15 protein-coding genes are annotated in these 21,327 nt (G+C 72.5%); 6 read left to right on the forward strand and 9 right to left on the reverse strand.

The genetic code is table 11. The features are described 5' to 3' along the window. The first annotated feature begins 54 nt into the window (after positions 1-54). The 4 genes from ACZ6CV_RS17320 (at position 55) to ACZ6CV_RS17335 (ending at position 6,544) form a co-directional block, all read left to right on the forward strand. Positions 55-1,686, forward strand: a complete 1,632-nt coding sequence (locus ACZ6CV_RS17320) for a penicillin-binding transpeptidase domain-containing protein (protein WP_469251620.1) — start codon at positions 55-57, stop codon at positions 1,684-1,686. A 116-nt stretch (positions 1,687-1,802) separates the two neighbouring features. Further along, positions 1,803-3,524, forward strand: coding sequence for a penicillin-binding transpeptidase domain-containing protein (locus ACZ6CV_RS17325; RefSeq protein ID WP_469251621.1), 1,722 nt, complete (start codon positions 1,803-1,805; stop codon positions 3,522-3,524). A 1,659-nt stretch (positions 3,525-5,183) separates the two neighbouring features. Further along, positions 5,184-5,696 (forward strand): YbaK/EbsC family protein, encoded by a 513-nt coding sequence (locus tag ACZ6CV_RS17330; RefSeq protein WP_469251622.1) that lies wholly within the window; start codon positions 5,184-5,186, stop codon positions 5,694-5,696. After that, positions 5,693-6,544 (forward strand): DMT family transporter, encoded by an 852-nt coding sequence (locus tag ACZ6CV_RS17335; RefSeq protein ID WP_469251623.1) that lies wholly within the window; start codon positions 5,693-5,695, stop codon positions 6,542-6,544. Before ACZ6CV_RS17330 ends, ACZ6CV_RS17335 begins: the two co-directional genes overlap by 4 nt. 37 nt (positions 6,545-6,581) lie before the next feature. Here the strand turns inward: ACZ6CV_RS17335 and ACZ6CV_RS17340 are convergent, their stop codons facing one another. From ACZ6CV_RS17340 to ACZ6CV_RS17355, 4 genes are read right to left on the reverse strand one after another with little or no spacing between them, the layout of a single operon-like run. Then, positions 6,582-7,760, reverse strand: coding sequence for a serine hydrolase domain-containing protein (locus tag ACZ6CV_RS17340; RefSeq protein WP_469251624.1), 1,179 nt, complete (start codon positions 7,758-7,760; stop codon positions 6,582-6,584). Between the two features lie 35 nt (positions 7,761-7,795). After that, positions 7,796-8,560, reverse strand: coding sequence for an energy-coupling factor ABC transporter ATP-binding protein (locus ACZ6CV_RS17345; protein WP_469251625.1), 765 nt, complete (start codon positions 8,558-8,560; stop codon positions 7,796-7,798). After that, entirely contained in the window at positions 8,548-9,309 is a 762-nt protein-coding gene (gene cbiQ / locus ACZ6CV_RS17350) for a cobalt ECF transporter T component CbiQ (RefSeq protein WP_469251626.1), read from the reverse strand. The genes ACZ6CV_RS17345 and cbiQ overlap by 13 nt, the downstream gene beginning before the upstream one ends. A 1-nt stretch (position 9,310) precedes the next feature. Further along, positions 9,311-10,387, reverse strand: coding sequence for an energy-coupling factor ABC transporter permease (locus ACZ6CV_RS17355; RefSeq protein WP_469251627.1), 1,077 nt, complete (start codon positions 10,385-10,387; stop codon positions 9,311-9,313). 218 nt (positions 10,388-10,605) lie between these two features. On the opposite strand from ACZ6CV_RS17355, the gene ACZ6CV_RS17360 reads away from it, so the two are divergent. Next, a complete protein-coding gene (locus tag ACZ6CV_RS17360) occupies positions 10,606-10,950 on the forward strand; it encodes an SsgA family sporulation/cell division regulator (protein WP_355807476.1) in 345 nt (114 codons plus the stop codon). Between the two features lie 39 nt (positions 10,951-10,989). Here ACZ6CV_RS17360 and ACZ6CV_RS17365 read toward each other — a convergent pair whose 3' ends face one another. Continuing rightward, the gene (locus tag ACZ6CV_RS17365) at positions 10,990-13,230 is read right to left on the reverse strand and encodes an MMPL family transporter (protein ID WP_469251628.1); all 2,241 of its coding nucleotides are present in this window, start codon (positions 13,228-13,230) and stop codon (positions 10,990-10,992) included. A 113-nt stretch (positions 13,231-13,343) separates the two neighbouring features. Beyond that, a complete protein-coding gene (locus ACZ6CV_RS17370; RefSeq protein ID WP_469251629.1) occupies positions 13,344-13,934 on the reverse strand; it encodes a TetR/AcrR family transcriptional regulator in 591 nt (196 codons plus the stop codon). A 141-nt stretch (positions 13,935-14,075) separates the two neighbouring features. Between ACZ6CV_RS17370 and ACZ6CV_RS17375 the strand changes: the two genes are divergently transcribed. Further along, positions 14,076-17,519, forward strand: a complete 3,444-nt coding sequence (locus ACZ6CV_RS17375) for a S41 family peptidase (RefSeq protein WP_469251630.1) — start codon at positions 14,076-14,078, stop codon at positions 17,517-17,519. A 294-nt stretch (positions 17,520-17,813) separates the two neighbouring features. Here ACZ6CV_RS17375 and ACZ6CV_RS17380 read toward each other — a convergent pair whose 3' ends face one another. The 3 genes from ACZ6CV_RS17380 to ACZ6CV_RS17390 are packed head-to-tail and all read right to left on the reverse strand — an operon-like array spanning position 17,814 to position 21,207. Beyond that, complete coding sequence (locus tag ACZ6CV_RS17380; RefSeq protein WP_469251631.1) at positions 17,814-18,710, reverse strand: SDR family oxidoreductase; 897 nt, start codon at positions 18,708-18,710, stop codon at positions 17,814-17,816. Further along, positions 18,707-19,636, reverse strand: coding sequence for an alpha/beta fold hydrolase (locus ACZ6CV_RS17385; protein WP_469251632.1), 930 nt, complete (start codon positions 19,634-19,636; stop codon positions 18,707-18,709). Before ACZ6CV_RS17385 ends, ACZ6CV_RS17380 begins: the two co-directional genes overlap by 4 nt. Next, entirely contained in the window at positions 19,633-21,207 is a 1,575-nt protein-coding gene (locus tag ACZ6CV_RS17390) for a flavin-containing monooxygenase (RefSeq protein ID WP_469251633.1), read from the reverse strand. The genes ACZ6CV_RS17385 and ACZ6CV_RS17390 overlap by 4 nt, the downstream gene beginning before the upstream one ends. Between the last annotated feature and the right edge of the window lie 120 nt (positions 21,208-21,327).

Here is a 21,327-nt window from a genome sequence, read left to right on the forward strand (position 1 = left end):
CGAACGACCTCGCCGGAATGCATTCCCGCGAGGCTCCTGGGGAGGGGGCGCATCGTGCGCAAGGGAATAAAGGTCGCGCTGGTCGGCGGGGTCTTCACCGCGATGGTGGGGACCGCGGGGTACGGCGCGTACAACCTGGTGAACGGCCTGTCGGGTGGCGGCGGTTCGGGGGGAGCCGGCTCCGCCGAGGTCAAGACCGGCCCGGTGTCGAGCGGTGAAGTGCGGGAGACGGCGGCCAAGTTCCTCGCGGCGTGGGCCGACGGCAACGCCGGGGACGCCGCCGGGTACACCGACAACAGCACGGCCGCGGCCACCGCCCTGACCGGCTTCCGCGAGGACGCGCACCTGACGAAGGTGAAGATCACCCCGAAGCGGGCGTCCGGCGACAGCGTGCCGTTCTCGGTGTCGGCGACGGTGTCGTACAAGGGGAAGAGCAAGCCCCTCGCGTACGACTCACGGCTGACCGTGGTCCGCGGCAAGACCACCGGGCGCCCGCTCGTCGACTGGCAGGCCGCGGTGGTCCACCCCTCCCTGCGGCGGGGCGACACCCTCGTGACGGGCGAGGCCACCGCGCCGCCCATCGAGGCGGTGGACCGGGCCGGTGCCGTCCTGCGCAAGAAGGACTACCCCTCGCTGCGCCCGATCCTGGACAGCCTGCGCGCCAAGTACGGCGAGCGCGCGGGCGGCAAGCCGGGCATCGAGCTGTACGTGCAGCACGAGGACCAGGACGCCGGGTCGCGCACCCTGCTCACCCTCACCAAGGGCACCCCGGGCAAGCTGCCCACGACGCTGAGCGCCGGGGCGCAGAAGGCGGCGGAGCGGGCGGTGCTGCGCAGCGACAACTCGTCGGTGGTCGCGGTGAAGCCGAGCACCGGTGAGATCCTCGCGGTCGCCAACAACCGTGACGACGCCTTCAACGCGGCGTTCGAGGGCAAGGTGGCGCCCGGCTCGACGATGAAGATCCTCACCGCGGCGATGCTCATCGACAAGGGCGTCACCAAGGCGAGCGGGCCCGCGCCGTGCCCGCCCACCGCGACCTGGCAGAGCCAGACCATCCACAACCTCAAGGGCATGGCCCCGAACGAGTCCGCGACGCTCTCGGAGAGCTTCGCGCGCTCCTGCAACACCGCGTTCGTGAAGCTCATCGACGAGGACGGCATCACCGACGAGTCGCTGACCGAGGAGGCGCAGAACAACTTCGGCCTCGGCCAGGACAACTGGAAGGCCGGCGTCGTCACCACCGACGGCACGGTCCCGGCCTCCCCGGGCCCCGACCGCGCGACCAACGCCATCGGCCAGGGCGAGGTCCTGATGAACCCGCTCAACATGGCGTCGGTGACGGCGACGGCGATGACGGGCGCCTTCCACCAGCCGGTGATCGTGCCGCGATCCCTGGACGACCGTGAACTGGCCACCGCGCGGGGCCTGCGCGCCTCCACCGTCGCGCAGCTGCGCCAGATGATGCACCGCACCGCGGTCAGCGGCACCGGGGCGCGGGCCATGGCGGGGCTGGGCGGCGACATCGGCGCGAAGACCGGTTCCGCGGAGGTCGACGGGCAGGAGAAGTCGGACAGTTGGTTCACCGGTTACCGGGGTGACGTCGCCGCGGCCGCGATGGCGCAGCGGGGCGGGCACGGCGGTGACGCGGCGGGCCCGATCGTGGCGGCGGTGCTGGGCGCAGGGTAGACGGTCCGCCGGGCCGTCGCCCGGGCGGACGACGAAGTGGTCGGGTGCTTCCCCGTACGCCTCTAAGGTGGCCTTCCGGTGCGGAGCCGGGGGTTCTGGGGAACTGCGGAGGGTTTGTGGGCAAGCGAAGGCGCGCCGCCGAGCGCAAGGGCGTCGGCGGCGTCAGAAACATGAAGGTGCACCCGGGCGTGCTCGGCGGGGCGGCGGCCGTGGTCGTGGTCGGCGTGGGGGCCGCCGCGTTCGCGCTCTCCGGGGGCGCCGGCTCCGACCGGGACGGTGCGAGCGTCGACGAGAAGCAGGTGGCGACGGGCCCGCCGACGGCGGCCGAAGTCCGCACCACCGCGCGGGCGTTCCTCACCGCGTGGGCCGAGGGCGACGTGGCGCGGGCCGCGGCGCTCACCGACGACCGCGCGGCGGCGCTGACGTCCCTGACCTCCTACCGCAAGGACGGCCACCTCACGAAGCCCCGGTTGACGCCGGGCCGGCGGGCGGGGGCCACGGTGCCGTTCAAGGCGGCGGCCACGGTCTCGTACGAGGGAAAGACCAAGCCGCTGTCGTACGCGTCCGAGCTGACCGTCGTGCGCCGCAAGAGCGACGGCAGGACGCTGGTGGGCTGGGAGCCCTCGGTCCTCCACCCGGAGCTGAAGCAGGGCGACCGGCTGGTCACCGGCGAGGCGGGCGACCCGCCGATCAAGGCGGTGGACCGGGACGGCGGCGCGCTGACGGCGGCGAAGTACCCGTCGCTGGGCACGGTGCTGGACGGGCTGCGCGAGAAGTACGGCAAGAAGGCGGGCGGCAAGGCGGGCGTCGAGCTGCGAGTGGTACGGGCGGACGGCGACGGAAAGTCGAAGTCGGCCTCGACGAAGAAGAAGGACGACGCGAAGGCGCTGCCCGACAAGACGCTGCTCACTCTCTCTCCGGGGACGCCGGGCACGCTGAAGACGACGTTCAGCGGGTCGCTGCAGTCGGCCGCGGAGCGCGAGACGGCGAAGCGGCAACGGGCGTCCGTTGTGGTGGTCAAGCCGAGCACCGGCGAGATCCTGGCGGCCGCCAACTCCAATCCGGGCTTCAACACGGCCTTCCAGGGCTCGATCGCGCCCGGCTCCACGATGAAGGTCATCACCTCGTCGCTGCTCCTGGAGAAGAAGCTCGCCGGGGTCGACAAGAAGCACCCGTGCCCGAAGTACGTGACGTACGGGGGCTGGAAGTTCCAGAACGACGACAAGTTCCAGATCAAGGGCGGTACGTTCCGCGCGAGCTTCGCCCGGTCCTGCAACACGGCCTTCATCAGCCAGGCCGAGAAGCTGGAGAACGACTCCCTGACCAAGCAGGCGCAGGAGGTCTTCGGGCTCGGCAGGGACAACTGGTCGATCGGCGTGTCGTCCTTCGACGGCGCGGTGCCGGTGCAGAGCGACGCGCAGATGGCGGCGTCGCTGATCGGGCAGGGCGGGGTGCGGATGAACCCGTTGAACATGGCGTCGGTGGCGGCGACGGTGAAGTCCGGAAGGTTCCGCCAGCCCTACCTGGTCTCGCCGGACATCGACGACCGCGAGCTGGCCACCGCCTCCCGCAGCCTGTCGGGCTCGACGGCGGCGTCGCTGCGGGAGCTCATGCACTACACGGCGGTCGCCGGCACGGCGGTCGAGCCGATGGCGGGGCTCGGTTCCGACATGGGCGCGAAGACCGGCTCCGCGGAGGTCGACGGCCAGAAGAAGCCGAACGGTTGGTTCACGGCGTACCGGGGGGACGTGGCGTCGGCGGCGGTTGTCCAGGAGGGCGGTCATGGGGGTGACTCGGCGGGGCCGGTGGTACGGGCGATGCTGTTGGCCGGAGGCTGAGGGGTCGCGGGCGGCGTCTTCGGTGGCCCGGAGACGTTGAAGGTCACCGGGGCCGCCCGGGGTTTTGCGGAGTGTGGCGCCTCCGGGCCGGCAGTAAAGGGCGCCCTTCGGGCGTCGGCTCCGCCGATTCCGCTCCGCTCCACCCTTGACTCCCGCCCCTCCACCGCGACGTGACCATCGACCCGGACGGCCAGGGGTGAGGCGACGGACGAGGCTGGGTTGGGTCATCACGTTTCGCTGCCGGGTGCGGCCCGGCCCATCGTGCGTCGACGCCCCGGTGCGGGCTCGGCCAGCCGCCCGGCATCGCCGCTCGGGCCATCACCCTTCGCTGCCGGGTGCGGCACGGTCCATCGTGGCCGGGCGCCACGGTGCGAGCTCGGCCAGCCCGGCGGCATCGCCGCTCGGGTCATCACCTCGCGCTGCCGGGTGCGGACCGGCCCATCGTCGGCAGGTGTCACCTTCGAGGCGCTGCCCGGGGACACGGGGCTGGGCTCTGGGGGGTCTGGCACCTACTTTGGGAAAGTTGCGAATGAATATGCCGCACGCCCCCTTTGCCACACCAAAAGCGCCCCCGGAATCAACCAATCCACCAAGGGGGATGGGGCGGATGGGTGCCCCGCGAGAGATGAGGTTGATGGGACCGGCGGGAGTTGATGGGACCGGCGGGATCTGACGGCACACGAGGTATGTGGGACGAATGAGTTCAGTGGGGCCACAGGGCACGGCGGAGAGGCAGAACCCACCCACCGGCCACCCGCCGGACGGCACGCGGGGCGTGACAGGGGGGCGCGCGAAGATCCGATTCGCAACGTTCCCAAAGTAGGTAACCGAGGGGGAGGGACGGGATGGAAGCGGCCCTGCCCTCAGAGGGACAGGCTTACGTCTCCGGGGGGCGCATCCGGTCTGACGAGGGGGCGCACGGCACCTCAATTCGCAACTTCCCCAAAGTAGGTGCCCGACCGCGAGAGCCGATGCCCCGAGCCGGGTGGCCGCGTGGCTGGCCGAGCCGCGTTCCCGATACCCGCCCACGATGGGCTCGTTCGCACCCGGCCGCGAGAGCCGATGCCCCAGGCAGCGACGCCGCGTGAAGGCCCAGCAGCGATCCCGGCCCGCGCCAAGATGGGCCGGTCCGCACCCGGCAGTGAGAGCTGATGGCCCGGGCGGCTGGCCGAGCCCGCACCGGGGCGTCGGCGCACGATGGGCCGGGCCGCACCCGGCAGCGCGAGCTGATGGCCCGAGCGGCGATGCCGCCGGGTTGGCCGAGCTCGCACCGGGGCCTCCGCCCACGATGGGCCGGGCCGCACCCGGCAGTGAAAGGTGATGGCCCGAGCAGAGAGGTCCGCCGCCTCACCCCTGGCCGTCCGGGTCGAAGGTCAAGTCGCGGTGGAGGGGCGGGAGTCAAGGGTGGAGCGGAGCGGAATCGGCGGAGCCGACGCCCGAAGGGCGCCCTTTACTCACGGCCCGGAACCGCCACACTCCGCAAAACCCCGGGCGGCCCCGGTACGAATCGAAGGCACCGGGCCGGCGAAGGGTGACCTCCGGACCTAGCCCCGACCGTAGCCGGGAATCGGAGGCGCCGGGCCGACGGAGACGTCGGTCCCGTCCGCTCTGCGGATACCTGGTCGCGTGCCCCGTACACAGACCGCTAGCGTGCCCGGCATGAGTGACAGCACAACCCCACCACCCACCACCGCCGCCCACCCCCGCTTCGCCGAGGCCCTGCTCCAGCTGGGCCTCGCTGACCTGATCCCCAAGGTCCGCCGCTTCCCGGAGCAGACCCGCACCGCCCAGGAGGCCGCCGCGGCCATCGGCTGCGAGCTCAGCCAGATCTGCAAGTCCCTGATCTTCGCGGCGGACGGCGTCCCGGTCCTGGTCCTGATGGACGGCGCCTCGCGCGTCGACCTCGACCTCGTGCGCCGCGAGCTCGGCGCCGAGAAGGTCACCCGCGCCAGGGCGGACGTCGTCCGCGAGGCCACCGGCTACGCGATCGGCGGCGTACCGCCCTTCGGCCACGCCACCCGCACCCGCGTCCTCGCCGACCGCTCCCTCCTCGGCCACGACGTGGTGTGGGCGGCGGCCGGCACCCCGTACGCCGTCTTCCCGATGGCCCCCGCGACACTGGTCGCCCACGCCGGCGGCACCCTCGTGGACGTGCGCGAGACCGCCGAGTGACCCCGCTGGTCGCGGCCGCGGTGCTGCTCGCCGCCGTCACCCACGCCAGCTGGAACGCGATCGCCCACCACATCACGGACAAGCTGGTCGGCTTCGCCCTCATATCCGGCGGCGGCACGCTGATCGGGCTGCTCCTCGCCCCCTTCGTCCCGCTCCCGGACGCCGCGGCCTGGCCCTACCTGGTCCTCTCCGCGGCCCTGCACGTCGGCTACTACGCCCTGCTCATGACCTCGTTCCGGCTCGGCGACTTCGGCCAGGCCTACCCCATCGCCCGCGGCACGGCGCCCCTCGTCGTCACGGTCCTCGCGGCGCTCTTCGCGGGCGAGGTCCCCGACGGCTGGCAGGCGGCGGGCGTCGCGGTCTCCTCCGCGGGCCTGACCGGGCTCGCCCTGTGGGGCATACGGGGCACGGGCCGCCGCCCCGACTGGACGGCCATCGGCGCGGCCCTCGCGACGGGCGTCTCGATCGCGGGCTACACGGTGGTGGACGGCCTGGGCGTACGGGCCTCCGGCTCCTCCATGGGGTACATCGCGTGGCTGATGGTCCTGGAGGGCATCGCGGTCCCGCTGTACGCCGCGTACCGCTGGCGCGGCGAACTGATCCCGCGCCTGCGCCCGTTCGCGGCGGTGGGTCTGCTCGGCGCGGCGCTCTCGGTCCTGGCGTACGGCCTGGTCCTGTGGGCCCAGACAAGAGCGGACCTGGCCCCGGTCTCGGCGCTCCGGGAGTCCTCGATCATCGTCGGGGCGGCGATCGGCGCGATCTTCTTCAAGGAACGGTTCGGGGCGCCGCGACTGGTGGCGGCGGGGCTGATGGTGGCGGGGATCGGGCTGATGCTGCACGCCGGGTAGCGGAGGCCGTACGGGGGCAGCGGGGACGTCCCCGGCGTCACACCGTCGCGCGCAGCGCCCGTACCAGCGCCTGCGCCCGCGGGTCTGCCGTCACCCCCTTGTTCATGCCGTTCGTGACGTAGCCGAAGGCCAGCCCCGACTCCGGGTCCGCGAAGCCCAGCGCGCCGCCCCGGCCGGGGTGGCCGAAGGAGCCGGGGGACAGGAGCGGGGAGGCGGCGCCGTGCAGCATGTAACCGAGGCCGAAGCGGGTGCCGACGACCAGGACGCGGTCGGGGCCGGCCGACGCCTCGCCGCGCGCCAGCGCCACCGTCTCCGGTGTGAACAGCCCGCGTGCGCCGTCGACTTCACCGATGAGGGCAGCGTAGAAGCGGGCGAGGCCGTCCGCCGTGGCGACGCCGTTGGAGGCGGGCAGCGCGGCCGCCCGGTAGGCGGCGTCGTTCTCGTCCGGCAGCGGGTCGATCGCCGCGAAGGCGCGCCGGGTCAGCGAGGCGGGATCCGCGTACGCCTCAGATACGTTCCGCTTGGGGCGGACCCGCAGGCCGCCCGGCGCCTCGGGCGGCTCGATCCGGCCGAGGCGGCCGACCCGCCCCGCCTCCGCTTCCGGCAGCCCGACCCACAGGTCGAGACCGAGCGGCCGCGCGACCTCGGCGGCGATCCACTCCCCCACGCACCGGCCCGTCACCCGCCGCACCAGCTCACCGGTGAGCCAGCTGTACGTGTGCGCGTGGTAGCCGTGGTCCTCGCCCGGCGTCCAGAACGGGGCCTGCGCGGCGACGACCGCGGCGGCGAGGTCGGGGTCGTACGCCTCGCCGGGCGTCAGCGGCCGGTCCAGGGCGGGGACGCCCGCGCGGTGTGCGAGGACGTGCCGGACCAGGGCCCGTTCCTTGCCGCGCGCCTTGAACTCCCGCCAGTACGCGCCGACCGGCGCGTCCAGGTCCAGCTCCCCGCGCTGGTGCAGCAGGAGCAGCGCGGCGGCCGCGACACCCTTGGTGGCCGAGCGGACGATCTGCGCGGTGCCGGACTCCCACGGCGCATCCCCGGCGGCGGTATCCCCGTCGACGTCCTTGGCGCCGCCCCACAGGTCGACGACCTTGTGGCCGTCGCGGTACACGGAGACGGCGGCGCCGCGTTCGCCGCGCTCGGAGAAGTTCCGTGCGAAGGCGTCCCGGACCGCCTCGTACCCGTCGGCCACCGTGCCGCGTATGAAATCGCCCATGAAAAGGTCAACCCCCGACAACAGCCACCGATTCCCTACCGGCTGACCTTACCGACCTTGGGATCAAAGCCGAAGGGCAGTTCCAGTCGATGCGCACGCATCAGGTCGTCGTCGGCGAGCAGGTCGCCCGTGGCCCCGTCGGCCGCGATGACCCCGTCGCTGAGGATCAGGGCGCGGGGGCAGAGCTCCATGGCGTACGGCAGGTCGTGCGTGACCATGAGGACGGTCACGTCCAACGACCGCAGGATGTCCGCCAGTTCGCGCCGCGACGCGGGGTCGAGGTTGGAGGAGGGCTCGTCCAGGACGAGGATCTCCGGCTCCATGGCGAGCACCGTGGCGACCGCCACCCTGCGCCGCTGCCCGAAGGAGAGGTGGTGCGGCGGCCGGTCCGCGAACTCCGCCATGCCGACCTGCGCCAGGGCCTTCATGACGCGCGCCTCCAGCTCCGGGCCCCGCATCCCGGCGGCCGCGGGACCGAAGGCGACGTCCTCGCGCACGGTCGGCATGAACAGCTGGTCGTCCGGGTCCTGGAACACGATGCCGACCCGGCGCCGGATCTCCGCCATGTGCTGCTTGCCGACCGGCAGCCCGGCCACGGTGACCGTGCCGGCGCCGCCGGTCAGGATGCCGTTGAGGTGCAGCACGAGGGTCGTCTTGCCCGCGCCGTTCGGCCCGAGCAGGGCGACGCGCTCGCCGCGCCCGACGGCGAAGTCGACGCCGAAGAGCGCCTGGTGGCCGTCGGGGTAGGCGAAGGCGAGGCCGGCCACTTCGAGCGAGGGTGCAGAGGTCACAGGGTCCATCCCAACAGGCAGACGAGGAGGGCGGTCAGCGGCAGGGCCAGCGCGTACGTCCACTGCCCCCGGGAGGCGGTCACCTCGTCGATGACCGGCATCGATCCCGCGTAGCCGCGGCTGACCATGGCCAGGTGCACCCGCTCGCCCCTCTCGTACGAGCGGATGAAGAGCGCGCCCGCGGACTTGGCGAGGACGCCCCACTGCCGCACGCCCCGCGCCGCGAAGCCGCGCGACTCGCGGGCGATCTTCATGCGGCGCATCTCGTCGGTGATGACGTCGCCGTAGCGGATCATGAACGAGGCGATCTGGACGAGCAGCGAGGGGAGCCGCAGCCGCTGCAGGCCGAGGAGCAGCGCGCGCAGCTCGGTGGTGGCGGCGAGCAGCACCGAGGCGGCGACGCCGAGGGTGCCCTTGGCGAGGACGTTCCAGGCGCCCCAGAGGCCGTTGACGCTCAACGAGAGGCCGAGCACGTCGACCCGTTCGCCCTGGGCGACGAAGGGCATCAGGACGGCGAACGCCACGAACGGGATCTCGATCAGGAGCCGCTTGAGCAGGAAGCCGGCCGGGACGCGGGCGGCGTACGCGACGACGCCGAGCAGCACCGCGTACAGGCCGAACGCCCACATCGCCTCGCGCGGCGTGGAGACCACGACGATCACGAAGCAGAAGACCGCGGCGAGCTTGGTGTGCGGGGGCAGCGCGTGCACCGGTGAGCGGCCGTGCCGGTAGAGCCGGTGGGCGTGACCCGCACCCATGTCAGGCCTTCTCGGAGGTGACGCTCTCGGGCACGGCGGCCGGCGAGGTGTCGCTCGTACGGCGCCGGCGCAGCGCCCAGAAGATGGTCGAGCCCGCGACGACGGTGACGCCCACGCCGATCACGCCGGCCAGGCCGCCGGAGAGGCGGGCGTCGGCGATGTCCTTGACGCCGTAGTCGGCGAGCGGGGAGTCGGCGGCGGCGTGCTCCTCGGCCTTCTTGTCGATGCCCTTGTCGTGGGCGACCTTCTCCAGGCCGTCGGGGGAGGTCGCGGCGTAGAAGCTGACGAAGCCCGCGAGGACGAGGGAGGCGACGATGCCCGCGATCCACACCGGGCGGGCCGAGCGGGCGGCGGCCGGCGCGGGCTCGGGGGCGGCGGAGGCGGCCGGCGCGTCCACCAGCTCGCCGCCGACCCGCAGCTTCAGCGGCCGGGTCAGGCCCCGCGCCCCGTACACCAGGTCGGGCCGTACGGCGATGACGGCGCCGACGGTGAGCGCGGTGATGGCGGCCTCGCCGATGCCGATGAGGACGTGCACGCCGACCATGGCGGTGGCGACCTTGCCGATGGAGACGTCGGTCGTGCCGCCGAGGGCGTAGATCACGGTGAAGGCGACCGCGGCGGCGGGCACCGAGAGCAGCGCGGCGACGAAGGAGGCCACGGTGATCGAGCGGCGCTTCCTGGGCAGCACCTTCACCAGGCCGCGGAAGACGAGGTAGGCGACGACGGTGGTGACGATCGCCATGTCGGAGATGTTCACGCCGAGCGCGGTCAGACCGCCGTCGGCGAAGAGCACGCCCTGCATGAGCAGGACGACGGAGACGCAGAGCACCCCGGTGAAGGGCCCGACGAGGATCGCCGCGAGCGCGCCGCCGAGGAGGTGTCCGCTGGTCCCGGCCGCGACCGGGAAGTTCAGCATTTGCACCGCGAAGATGAAGGCCGCGACCAGGCCGGCGAGCGGGGCGGTCCGCTCGTCCAGCTCGCGCCGCGCCCCCTTGAGGCTGACGGCCACGGCGCCGGCCGCGACGACCCCGGCGGCCGCGGATACCGGGACATTGATGAACCCGTCGGGGACATGCATGCGCTCGCTCCTGGGCAGGGGCCCTGGACAGGGCAGATCGCTCGTGAACCGTTCAATGATAGGGCCTTGTTGCAAACGGTTTGCAAGAGCACTGCGGTCCCGAATCGGCTACGCCTCGCCGGGAGCGATATGCCGGACATATGGGACATTGGTGAGGAAGGTCCCGGATGACGCGTCCGGCAGGACCGGTCGGACCGGTGGGTACGAGGAGTTCAGTGATGTCCGCAGTCGAGCAGTACGCACGCGCCCACCTCGTCACGGACTCCTCCGAGGGCCACCGCGCCGTCCCCGTCATGCTGCACTACGACCCGGAGGCCGACCCGCACGCGGTGCGGATCGGCCTCCCCGGTGCGCCGCAGCGGGTCTGCGACCGGGCCCTCCTGGAGCAGGGGCTGCGGGCCCCGGTCACCGCCGACGGCGTCCACGTCTGGCCGTGCGGCCGGGTCCAGACGGTCGTGGAGTTCCACGCCCCGGACGGGGTGACGGTCGTCCAGTTCGACGCGTCGGCGCTGATCCGCTTCCTGCGCCGCACCCACGTGGCCGCCACCCCGGTCACCCACTAGGTCACCCGCTAGGTCACCCACTAGGGCGAACCGCTCCGGTCAGACGCGTGCCGGCTCGCGCTCGGTCTCTGCGGACCTCGCGTCCTTCTCCGCATCAGTGCGCAGGCCCTCGCCCTCGACGTCCACGTTCGGCAACGCGCGGTCCAGCCACTTCGGCAGCCACCACGCCTTCTTGCCGAGCAGCGCGAGGACCGCGGGGACCAGCGCCATGCGGACGATGAACGCGTCGAAGAAGACCGCGATGGCGAGGCCGAAGCCGATCATCTTGACCATCTGCTCGGACGAGCCGATGAAGCCCGCGAACACCGCGATCATGATGACCGCCGCCGCCGAGACCACCCGGGCCCCGTGCCGGAAGCCGGTCACGATCGCCTGTCCGGGCCGCTCGCCGTGGACGTACGCCTCCCGCATGCGGGTCACGAGGAACACCTCGTAGTCCATCGCGAGGCCGAAGACGACACCCACCATGAAGATCGGCATCATCGACATGATCGGGCCGGTCTGCTCGACGCCGAAGAGCGACCCGAGCCAGCCCCACTGGAAGACCGCGACGACCGCGCCGAGGGCCGCGAGGACCGAGAGCAGGAAGCCGAGGGCCGCCTTGAGCGGGACCAGGATCGAGCGGAAGACGACGATCAGGAGCAGGAACGCCAGGCCCACGACCAGTGCCAGATAGGGCAGCAGGGCGTCGTTGAGCTTCTGCGAGACGTCGATGTTCATGGCCGTGGTGCCGGTGACCATGATCTCGGCGCCGGTGTCGGACTTGATCTTCGCGCCGGTGTCGCGGATCGAGTGGACCAGGTCCTCGGTCTCGATGCCGCTGGGCTTGGAGGACGGCACGACGCTGATGATCGCGGTGTCGTCGGTCTTGTTGAACTTCGGCTCGGCGACGGCCAGGACGTCGTCCAGCTTGGAGATCCTCTTCTTGACCTCGCTAGCCGCGGCCTTCGGGTCGGCCACACCCTTGAGGTCGTTGACCACCATCAGCGGACCGTTGAAGCCGGGGCCGAAGCCCTCGGAGACCAGGTCGTACGCCTTGCGCTGGGTCGTGGACGTCGGCTGCGCGCCGTCGTCCGGCAGGCCGAGCTCCAGCTGCGAGACCGGCAGCGCCGCGGCGCCGAGGCCCACGATGCCGACGAGCAGCACGGCGACCGGGCGGCGGACCACGAAGCGGGCCCAGCGGGTGCCCATGTTCTGCTTCGGCTCGGCATCCCGGTCGGCGGAGGCGGCCTTCTTCTTGCCGCCACCGAAGAGCCGGCTCTTCTCGCCCATCGGCATGACCCGCTTGCCCGCGTACCCGAGCAGCGCCGGGATGAGGGTGAGCGCGATGAGGACGGCGATGACGACCGTGCCGGCCGCGGCGAAGCCCATCTTGGTGAGCATCGGGATGTTCACCACGGCGAGGCCGACCAGCGCGATGACCACGGTGAGCCCGGCGAAGACGACCGCGGAGCCCGCGGTGCCGACCGCGCGGCCCGCCGCCTCCTCGCGGTCGCGGCCGTCGGCGAGTTCGCCGCGGTAGCGCGAGACGATGAAGAGCGCGTAGTCGATGCCGACCGCGAGGCCGATCATCATGGCGAGCGTCGAGGTGGTGGTGCCGAGGTCGAGCGCGTTGGCGAGGGCGGTGATCGACGAGACGCCGATGCCGACCCCGATCAGCGCCGTGAGCAGCGGCAGACCGGCCGCGATCAGCGAGCCGAAGGTGATGACGAGGACGACCGCCGCGATGGCGATGCCGATGATCTCGGTGGCCCCGGTCTCCGGCATGGCCTGCAGCGCGTCGCCGCCGACCTCGACCGTGAGCCCGGACTCGCGCGCGTCGTCGGTGGTCTTCTCCAGCGCGTCGCGGTCGTCGTCGGTCAGCTCCATCGAGGTGACCTTGTACGAGACGGAGGCGTACGCCGTCGAGCCGTCCTTGCTGACCGTCTTGGCCTCGAACGGGTTGTCCGCGCGGGCCACCTGGTCCGAGCCGGACTTCAGGGCGGCGACGGTCTTGTCGATCTCGGCCTTGTTGGCCTTGTCGGTGACCTTCTGGCCGTCCGGCGCCTTGAAGACGACGCGGGCGCTCGCCCCGTCGGCGCTGGCCTCGGGGGCGCGCTTCTCCAGGAGGTCGAAGGCCTTCTGGGCCTCCGTGCCGGGTATCGAGAAGGAGCTGGAGGCGGCGGTGGGCGCGGACGCGGCGCCGACCCCGGCGAGCGTCAGGAGCGCCACCCATATCAGGGCGACGAAGTGGCGTCGCCGGAAGGCGAGTTTGCCGAGTTTGTAGAGGAAAGTGGCCACGGGGGCGTACTCCCGGTCAGGTCGTGGTGTCCGGATTGGGCAGGGGAGATCAGCCCGACGACGTGAGCGGTCGCGTCAGGAACAAGGGCGGGTCGGGAACAGGGGCGGGTCGGTCAGACGCCGAGGGCGGGGAGGATCACGGCGTCGATGTACGCGGCGAGGAAGGCGCGGTCGACCGGGCGGTCCTCGATGAGGTCCCGGGCCGCGAAGCCGCCGACCATCATGTGGACGACGAATTCGAGCGCCGGATTGTCCGCGGCGACCTCACCGCGCTCCACCGCTCTGCGCAACAGGTCGTTGAGGCCGGTGAGCTCCGGCTCGATGAGCAGGTTCCGCAGCGCCTGGTGGAGTTCGGGGTGGTCGTGGACGGCATGGAACAGACCCCGCATCAGTGCGGCGTCTTTCTCCATCTGGCAGTCGTCCGAGCGGGCCACCATCTCGTTCAGGTCGCCGCGCAGCGTGCCGGTGTCGATGTCCGCGAGGGACGCCGGCTTGTTGTGCCGCAGCGCCTTGGCGATCAGCTCCGGCTTGCTCCCCCACTGGCGGTAGAGGGTGGCCTTGCTGGAGCGGGTGCGGGCGGCGACGGCGTCCATGGTGAGGGCCTCGTAGCCGACCTCACGGAGCAGGTCGAGCACGGCGCCGTACAGCTCGGCCTCGCGCTCGGGGGTGATCCTGGTGCGCCGCGCCGCGGTCGTGCCGGTCACGGTCCCCACCTCCTGCTCGCCACTGCGCCGGTACCGCCTCGGAACGAAACGGTTTCGTACACCACGACTGTACGCCCGCCCCCGAGCGAAACGAAACCGTTTCGTACGTGTGCTGCGTCACGCTCCCGTTCCTCCCGGCGCATGCCGTTTTCACCCTCGGCACGAGTTGCCGCCGCCTGCGGAGCGGAAAAGCATGGTGAGGTGACCGACGCGCGCGACGATGCCCCGGACCATGCCCAGGACGACCGCTCCTACCTGCGTTTCCCGCACCTCAGCGGCGACCGCCTCTGCTTCGCCGCCGAGGACGACCTGTGGGTGGCGCCGCTCACCCCGGAGGGATCCCCGGCCGGCCGGGCCTGGCGGCTCACCGTCGACCGTACGAAGGTGAGCCACCCCCGCTTCTCGCCGGACGGCCGCCACATCGCGTACACGACCTGGCGCAGCCTCGACCCGGAGATCCATCTCGCGCCGGTCGACGGCGGCCCCGCCCGCCGTCTCACCTACTGGGGCAGCACCGACACCCGGGTCTGCGGCTGGACCCCCGACGGCGACATCCTCGCCGTCTCCTCGCACGGTCAGCCCTTCTCGTACTTCTGCTGGGCCTACAGCGTGCCCGTCGACGGCTCCCCCGGCGGCAAGCTGCCCTGGGGTCCGGTCTGGGACATCGCGGTCACCGACTCCCTCACCGATGGCGCCGCCGACGCAGACGCCGACGCCGAGGACCGATGCGAACGCAAGACGCTGCTCCTGACCGGCAAACCGCCGCACGAGCCCGCCGCCTGGAAGCGGTACCGGGGCGGCGCGACGGGCCGGCTGTGGATGCACGGGCGGCAGATCCTCGGCGACCTGGACGGCCATCTGGACTCCCCGATGTTCGTGTCCGGGCGGATCGCCTTCCTCTCCGACCACGAGGGCGTCGGCAACCTCTACTCGTGTCTGCCCGACGGCACCGACCTGCGCCGCCACACCGACCACGACACCTTCTACGCCCGCCACGCGGCGTCCGACGGCACCCGCGTCGTCTACCAGTGCGCGGGCGACATCTGGCTGGTCGACGGCCTCGCCGCGGACTCCGTGCCGCGCCGGCTCGACGTGCGGCTCGGCGGGCCGCGGGCCGGGCGGCGGGTCTACCAGGTGCCGGCCGCCCAGCACGTCGACTCGATCTCCGTGGACACCACGGGCCGGGCGAGCGCCGTCGTCGTGCGCGGCTCCCTCTACTGGCTCACCCACCGGGACGGCCCGGCCCGCACGATCATCGACACCCCGGGCGTACGGGTCCGCCTCCCGGAGATGCTCGGCACCAGCGGGCAGGTCGCGTACGTGACCGACGCCGAGGGCGAGGACGCCGTCGAGGTCTCCTGGCTGCCCCGGGTCAGCGGCGACCGCAGGCCGCGCAGGCTCGCGAGCGGCCGGCTCGGCCGGGTGCAGGAACTCGTCGCCGACCCCGACGGCCGGCGGCTCGCCGTCGCGTCGGACGACGGCCGGCTGCTCCTCATCACGGTGTCCGACGGGGCGGACGGGACTGAGGATGTGGACAGGGCGGGCGGGGCGGACGGGGCGGGGGGCGCCGAGGGCGAGGTCACCGAGCTGATCCGGTCCCTCAACGGGCCCGTGCGCGACCTCGCCTTCTCCCCGGACGGCACCTGGCTGACCTGGTCGCACCCGGGCGTCGGCCGCTCCCTGCGCCAGATCAAGCTGGCCCGCATCGAGGGGCCCGGCTCCCGCGTGGTCGTCGACGTCACCAACGGCCGCTTCGAGGACGAGAACCCCGTCTTCACGCGTGACGGCCGCTATCTCGCCTTCCTCTCCTGGCGCGGCTTCGACCCCGTCTACGACGTACACACCGGCGACCTGTCCTTCCCGCTCGGCTGCCGCCCCTACCTCGTACCGCTGTCGTCGGCGACCCCGTCGCCCTTCGCGCTGCTGCCCGACGGGCGCCCGGCCGCGGGCGGTCTCGACCCGGCCGACGGCGGCGCGGGGTACGGCACCACGACGGTGGAGGTGGAGGGGCTGGAGTCGCGGGTCACGCCGTTCCCGGTCGCCGCGTCGAAGTACTCGGCGCTGCACCCCGTCAGCGGCGGCGGCCTGGTCTGGCTGCGCTGGCCGATCTCCGGAGCGCTCGGCGAGACCTTCGCCAACCCGGCCGACACCTCGGGCCGGCCCACCCTCGAACACTTCAGCATCACCAAGACGAAGAAGTCCCAACTCGTCGACCACCTCGACTGGTTCGCGCTCAGCGGCGACGGCTCACGGCTCGTCGTCGTCGACGAGGGCGACCTGAGCGCCGTGCCCTCCACCGAGGTCGGCGACGGCGACACGACCGTCTGGATCGACCTGCGCCGCATCCTGCACGAGGTCGACCCGGCCGCCGAGTGGCGCCAGGCGTACGAGGAGGCGGGCCGCATCATCCGCGCCTACTTCTGGGACCCGGGGATGTGCGGCATCGACTGGGACGCGGTGCTCGCGCAGTACCGGCCCCTGGTCGAACGGGTCGCGTCCCCGGACGAGTTCGCGGATCTGCTGCGGGAGGTCCTCGGCGAGCTGGGCACCTCCCACGCGTACGTCACGGCCGCCCGCCGCAACGAGGGGCCGCCGCACTACCAGCGGGCCATGGGGCTGCTCGGCGCCAACCTCGTGCACCGGGACGAGGGGTGGATGGTCAAACGGATCCTGCCCGGCGACTCCTCCGACTCCAAGGCGCGCTCGCCGTTGGCCGGCGCGGGCATCCGGGAGGGCGCGGTCCTCACCCACATCGACGGCCGCCCGGTCGACCCGGTGACCGGCCCCTACCCGCTGCTCTCGGCGGCGGGCGGCACCACGGTCGAGCTCACCTTCCGGCCCGCGGAGGGCGACGGCAGGCCCCGCCGGGTCGCGATCGTGCCCCTCATCAACGAGCGGCCGCTGCGCTATCAGGACTGGGTGGCCAAACGCCGGGACGTCGTACGGGAGTTGAGCGGCGGCAAGTGCGGCTACCTGCACATCCCCGACATGGGCGGCTCGGGGTGGGCCCAGTTCAACCGGGACCTGCGCATGGAGGTGGACCGGCCGGCGCTCATCGTGGACGTGCGGGGCAACGCGGGCGGCCACATCAGCGAGCTCGTCATCGAGAAGCTGACCCGCAAGATCCTCGGCTGGGACCTCACGCGCAACGCCGTACCGGTGTCGTACGCCTCGAACGCGCCGCGCGGCCCCGTGGTCGCCCTCGCCGACGAGGCGACGTCCTCGGACGGCGACATGATCACCGCCGCGTTCAAGCTGCTCGGACTCGGCCCGGTCGTCGGCCAGCGCACCTGGGGCGGGGTGGTCGGCATGACCGGGCGGCACCGGCTCGGCGACGGCACGGTGATCACGGTGCCGATGAACGCGGGGTGGTTCGACGCGTACGGGTGGGGCGTGGAGAACCACGGCGTCTCCCCGGACCTGGACATCCTGCGGACGCCGCTGGACTGGGCGGAGGGGCGGCACGCGCAGCTCGACGACGCGGTGCGGTTGGCGCTCGATCTGCTGGAGCAGCGGCCCGCGGCGACGCCGCCGGATCGCTCCGACGTGCCGGATCGGCGGCGGCCTCCGTTGCCGCCTCGGTGAGGGGGCGGCCCCTTCGCCGCGTCTGCGCCTCCTGCGCCGTTGCGTTCACGCGTCGCCGCTTCGCGGCGTTTTACCCGCCCACCCGCCCATCCATCCCGTCCCGTCGGCCCGCACCGGGGCGGGGCCCTCCGCGTCTGCTCCACCTGCGCCGTCACGGCCACGCGTCGCCGCTTCGCGGCGTTTTACCCGCCCACCCGCCCATCCATCCCGTCCGGGCCGCCCGCACCGGGGCGGGCCCCTCCGCGTCTACGCCCCCTGCGCCGTCACAGCCACGCGTCGCCGCTTCGCGGCGTTTTACCCGCCCACCCGCCCTGCATTCGCCTCGCGCGCCCTCTCGTCCGCCGAACCCCCCGCCCCCACGAGCCCCGTCGAGACCCCCGCCAGCCTCGGTTCGAAGCGCTGCATCTCCCTGCGGCCCACCGTGCCGATGATTCCCGGCAGGTAGCCGCGGACGCCCTGCATGCCCCGCAGCCACCACTGCGCGTACACATGGCTGGAGCGGCGTTCGATGCCTGCGACGATCCTGTCCACCGCCGGGCCGAGCGGGTAAGTCTTGTTGGACGGCCACGGCAGCCGCTGGCGCAGCTCCCGCATCACCTCGTCCTGGTCCGCACCCCGCACCATGTCCGTGTCGGTCCAGGACAGATAGCCGACGCCGACCTTGACGCCCTTGTAGCCGACCTCGGCCCGCAGCGCGTGCGCGTACGCCTCCACGCCCGACTTCGACGCGCAGTACGCCGTCATCATCGGCGCCGGCGTGATCGCGGCGAGCGAGGCGATCTGCAGGAGGTAGCCGCGGCTCTCCATCAGGACGGGCAGGAACGCCCGTCCCGTCACCGCGCTGCCGATGAGGTTGACCTCGATGACGCGGCGCCACGCGTCGGGGTCGGACTCCAGGAACGGCCCGCCGCCGGCCACGCCCGCGTTGGCGACGACGATGTCGACCTTGCCGAACCGCTCCTTGACCTCGCCGGCCACCCGCGCCATCGCCGCGTGGTCGGTGACGTCCGCGTACCAGTGGCCGGACTCGGTGTGCAGCCGCTCCGACACCTGCTTCAGCTCGTCCGGCTCCAGGCCGACGAGGGCGACCTTCGCGCCGCGCGCCGACAGCTTGCGCGCGAGGAGTTCACCGACGCCGCGCGCCGCTCCGGTGACGACCGCGACCTGTCCCTCCAGGCTGACCCTGCTCATGCGCCCTCCTTGACCTGTACGTACGTTGCGACGAGTTCGGTGATCCGTGCGGTGACGGCGTCCGGCGCCTCGACGGGCGTCATGTGGCCGACGCCGGCCAGCTCGGTGAGGCCCACGCAGTGCGGCAGCGCGGCGGCGATCCGGCGCGCGTGGACGACGGGGGTGAGCCGGTCGGCCGTGCCGGCGATGACGGCGGTGGGCGCCTGCAACTCCCCCACCGCGACGTCCAGTTGGAGCGCTTCGAGCACGCCCGACCAGCCGTGCCGCACGATCCGGGGGCAGGCGTGCACGATCCGCGCGCACGCGTCGACCTTCTCCGGCGCCGCGCCGGGGCCCATCGTCGCGTACTTGAGGATCCGCCGGGCCACCGGCGTGACGGGCCCGAGCGGCGCGCGCGAGCCGAGCACCGACCGGGTGATCCGGGTCCGCACCCGCCCGGCGCGCAGCAGTGGCACCACCGTCGCCTCGGCGACCAGCGCCGAACTGCCCGTGCTGCACAGCAGTACGGCCGCGGTGCGCTCCCGCACCGCCTCCCGCCCACTGGCCGCCATGATCGTCATGCCGCCCATCGAGTGGCCGACGAGCACCACCTTCTCGCCCGGCGCGAGCGTCGCCGCGAGCACCGCCTCCAGGTCGTCGGCGAGCGCGTCGGTGCTGTACCCGTCGGCCCCCGACGGGGCGGCGCTGCGCCCGTGCCCGCGCTGGTCGTACGCGATGACGCGGTGGTCGAGCGCGAGCGCGCGGATCTGCGCCGCCCAGAAGGCGGTCGAGCAGGTCCAGCCGTGGATGAGCAGCACCGCGGGCGCGCCCTCGGGGCCGTGCACCTCGACGTGGACGCGGGAGCCGTCGGCGGAGACGGCGGTCAGTTCGCGTACGGCGACGGGCGGCGCGTAGGGGCCGCTCATCGCGTGGGTCAGGCGGCTCATGCCCCGGCCTCGACCTTCTCCGTACCGGACTTCTTCTGCGCGCCGGAGCCGGCTACGGCCTCCAACGGCTTCGGGGGCCGCAGCACCTCGTACTCGGAGAGGTCGACGCGGCGGGTGGCCGCCCGGAACTCGGTGGTCGTGCCGGGCCACACCGTCGTGTTGACCCCGTTCTCGTCGAGGTACCAGCTGTTGCAGCCGCCGGTGTTCCACACGGTCCGCTTCATCCGCTCCTGGACGCGGGCGTTCCAGGCGGTGACGGCGGCGGGGCGGGCGGCGAGCGCGGCGCGCCCCCCGAGCACGTCCAACTGCCGCAGATAGTCGGCCATGTAGTTCAGCTGGGACTCGATCATCAGGATCATCGAGGAGTTGCCGAGCCCGGTGTTCGGGCCGATGATCGTCATCCAGTTGGGGAAGCCGGCCGCGGTCGCGCCGCGCAGCGCGTTCATGCCGTCCTTCCAGGTCTCCATGAGGGAGAGCCCCTCGTCGCCGACGACCCGGTCGGCGATCGGCATGTCCGTCACGTGGAACCCGGTGCCGAAGATGATCGCGTCGACCTCGGTCTCGGTGCCGTCGGCGGCGACCACGGTGCTGCCCCGCACCTCGGTCAGACCGCTCGCGACGACGTCGACGTTGGGCTTGGCGAGCGCCGGATAGTAGGTGTTGGAGAGCAGGATGCGCTTGCAGCCGATGCGGTACGTGGGCGTCAGCTTCTCCCGCAGCGCCGGGTCCTTGATCGCCCGGTACATGTTCCGCTTGGCGATCCTCTCGACCAAGCCGAGCTCGTTGGGCCGCTTGGTGAACGCCTGGACCTGCAGCTCCCGGATGCCCCACAGGAGGCCGCGCCGGGCCTGGGTGGTGAACGGCAGCTGCCGGTGCAGCCAGCGCTCGGCGCCGGTGATGGCGCGGTCGGCGCGCGGCATCACCCACGGGGGCGTGCGCTGGAAGAGGGTGAGCCGGTCGACCTTCTTCTGTATCTCGGGGACGATCTGGATCGCCGACGCGCCGGTGCCGATCATCGCGACGCGCTTGCCGCGCAGGTCGTAGTCGTGGTCCCAGCGGGCGGAGTGGAAGACCTTGCCGGGGAAGGTGTCGATGCCGGGGATGTCCGGGGTCTTGGGGTCGGAGAGCGGCCCGGTGGCGGAGACGACGACGTCGGCGGTGAGGATGCCCCGGCTGGTCTCGATCTCCCAGTGCAGCCGTTCGGCGTCCCAGCGCATCAGCTTCACCTCGGTGTCGAGGCGCAGGTGCGGGCGCAGCCGGAAGGTGTCGGCGACGTGCTCCAGGTACTCGCGGATGCGCTCCTGGCCGGAGAAGGTGCGCGGCCAGTCCGGGTTGGGCGCGAAGGAGAAGGAGTACAGATGGGAGGGGACGTCGCAGGCGCAGCCGGGGTAGCTGTTGTCCCGCCAGGTGCCGCCCACCGCGCCGGCCCGCTCCAGGACGACGAAGTCGGTGACGCCCTCGCGGCGCAGCCGCACGGCGGCCCCGAGGCCGCCGAAGCCGGATCCGATCACCGCCACTCGTACGTGCTCGTGCTCGCGCCCCTGCTCAGGGCTCCGCTCGCGCTCGGCCATGCCGCCGCCTCCCGAAGTACACGACTCTGCCAGTAACCACTGGCGCAATGGGGAGCGTAGAACACCCGCGTACTGATGGGTAGGGGTCGGCCGGCGAAACTTACCGGCGGTACGACATAG

Source organism: Streptomyces sp. NPDC041713, assembly GCF_055591085.1.

Coding starts and splice junctions, on each gene's coding strand:
- ACZ6CV_RS17330 (WP_469251622.1), top strand. CDS start 5,184: ATGAGTGACAGCACAACCCCACCACCCACCACCGCCGCCCACCCCCGC.
- ACZ6CV_RS17340 (WP_469251624.1), bottom strand. CDS start 7,760: ATGGGCGATTTCATACGCGGCACGGTGGCCGACGGGTACGAGGCGGTC.
- ACZ6CV_RS17345 (WP_469251625.1), bottom strand. CDS start 8,560: ATGGACCCTGTGACCTCTGCACCCTCGCTCGAAGTGGCCGGCCTCGCC.
- cbiQ (WP_469251626.1), bottom strand. CDS start 9,309: ATGGGTGCGGGTCACGCCCACCGGCTCTACCGGCACGGCCGCTCACCG.
- ACZ6CV_RS17355 (WP_469251627.1), bottom strand. CDS start 10,387: ATGCATGTCCCCGACGGGTTCATCAATGTCCCGGTATCCGCGGCCGCC.
- ACZ6CV_RS17360 (WP_355807476.1), top strand. CDS start 10,606: ATGTCCGCAGTCGAGCAGTACGCACGCGCCCACCTCGTCACGGACTCC.
- ACZ6CV_RS17375 (WP_469251630.1), top strand. CDS start 14,076: ATGCCGTTTTCACCCTCGGCACGAGTTGCCGCCGCCTGCGGAGCGGAA.
- ACZ6CV_RS17380 (WP_469251631.1), bottom strand. CDS start 18,710: ATGAGCAGGGTCAGCCTGGAGGGACAGGTCGCGGTCGTCACCGGAGCG.
- ACZ6CV_RS17385 (WP_469251632.1), bottom strand. CDS start 19,636: ATGAGCCGCCTGACCCACGCGATGAGCGGCCCCTACGCGCCGCCCGTC.
- ACZ6CV_RS17390 (WP_469251633.1), bottom strand. CDS start 21,207: ATGGCCGAGCGCGAGCGGAGCCCTGAGCAGGGGCGCGAGCACGAGCAC.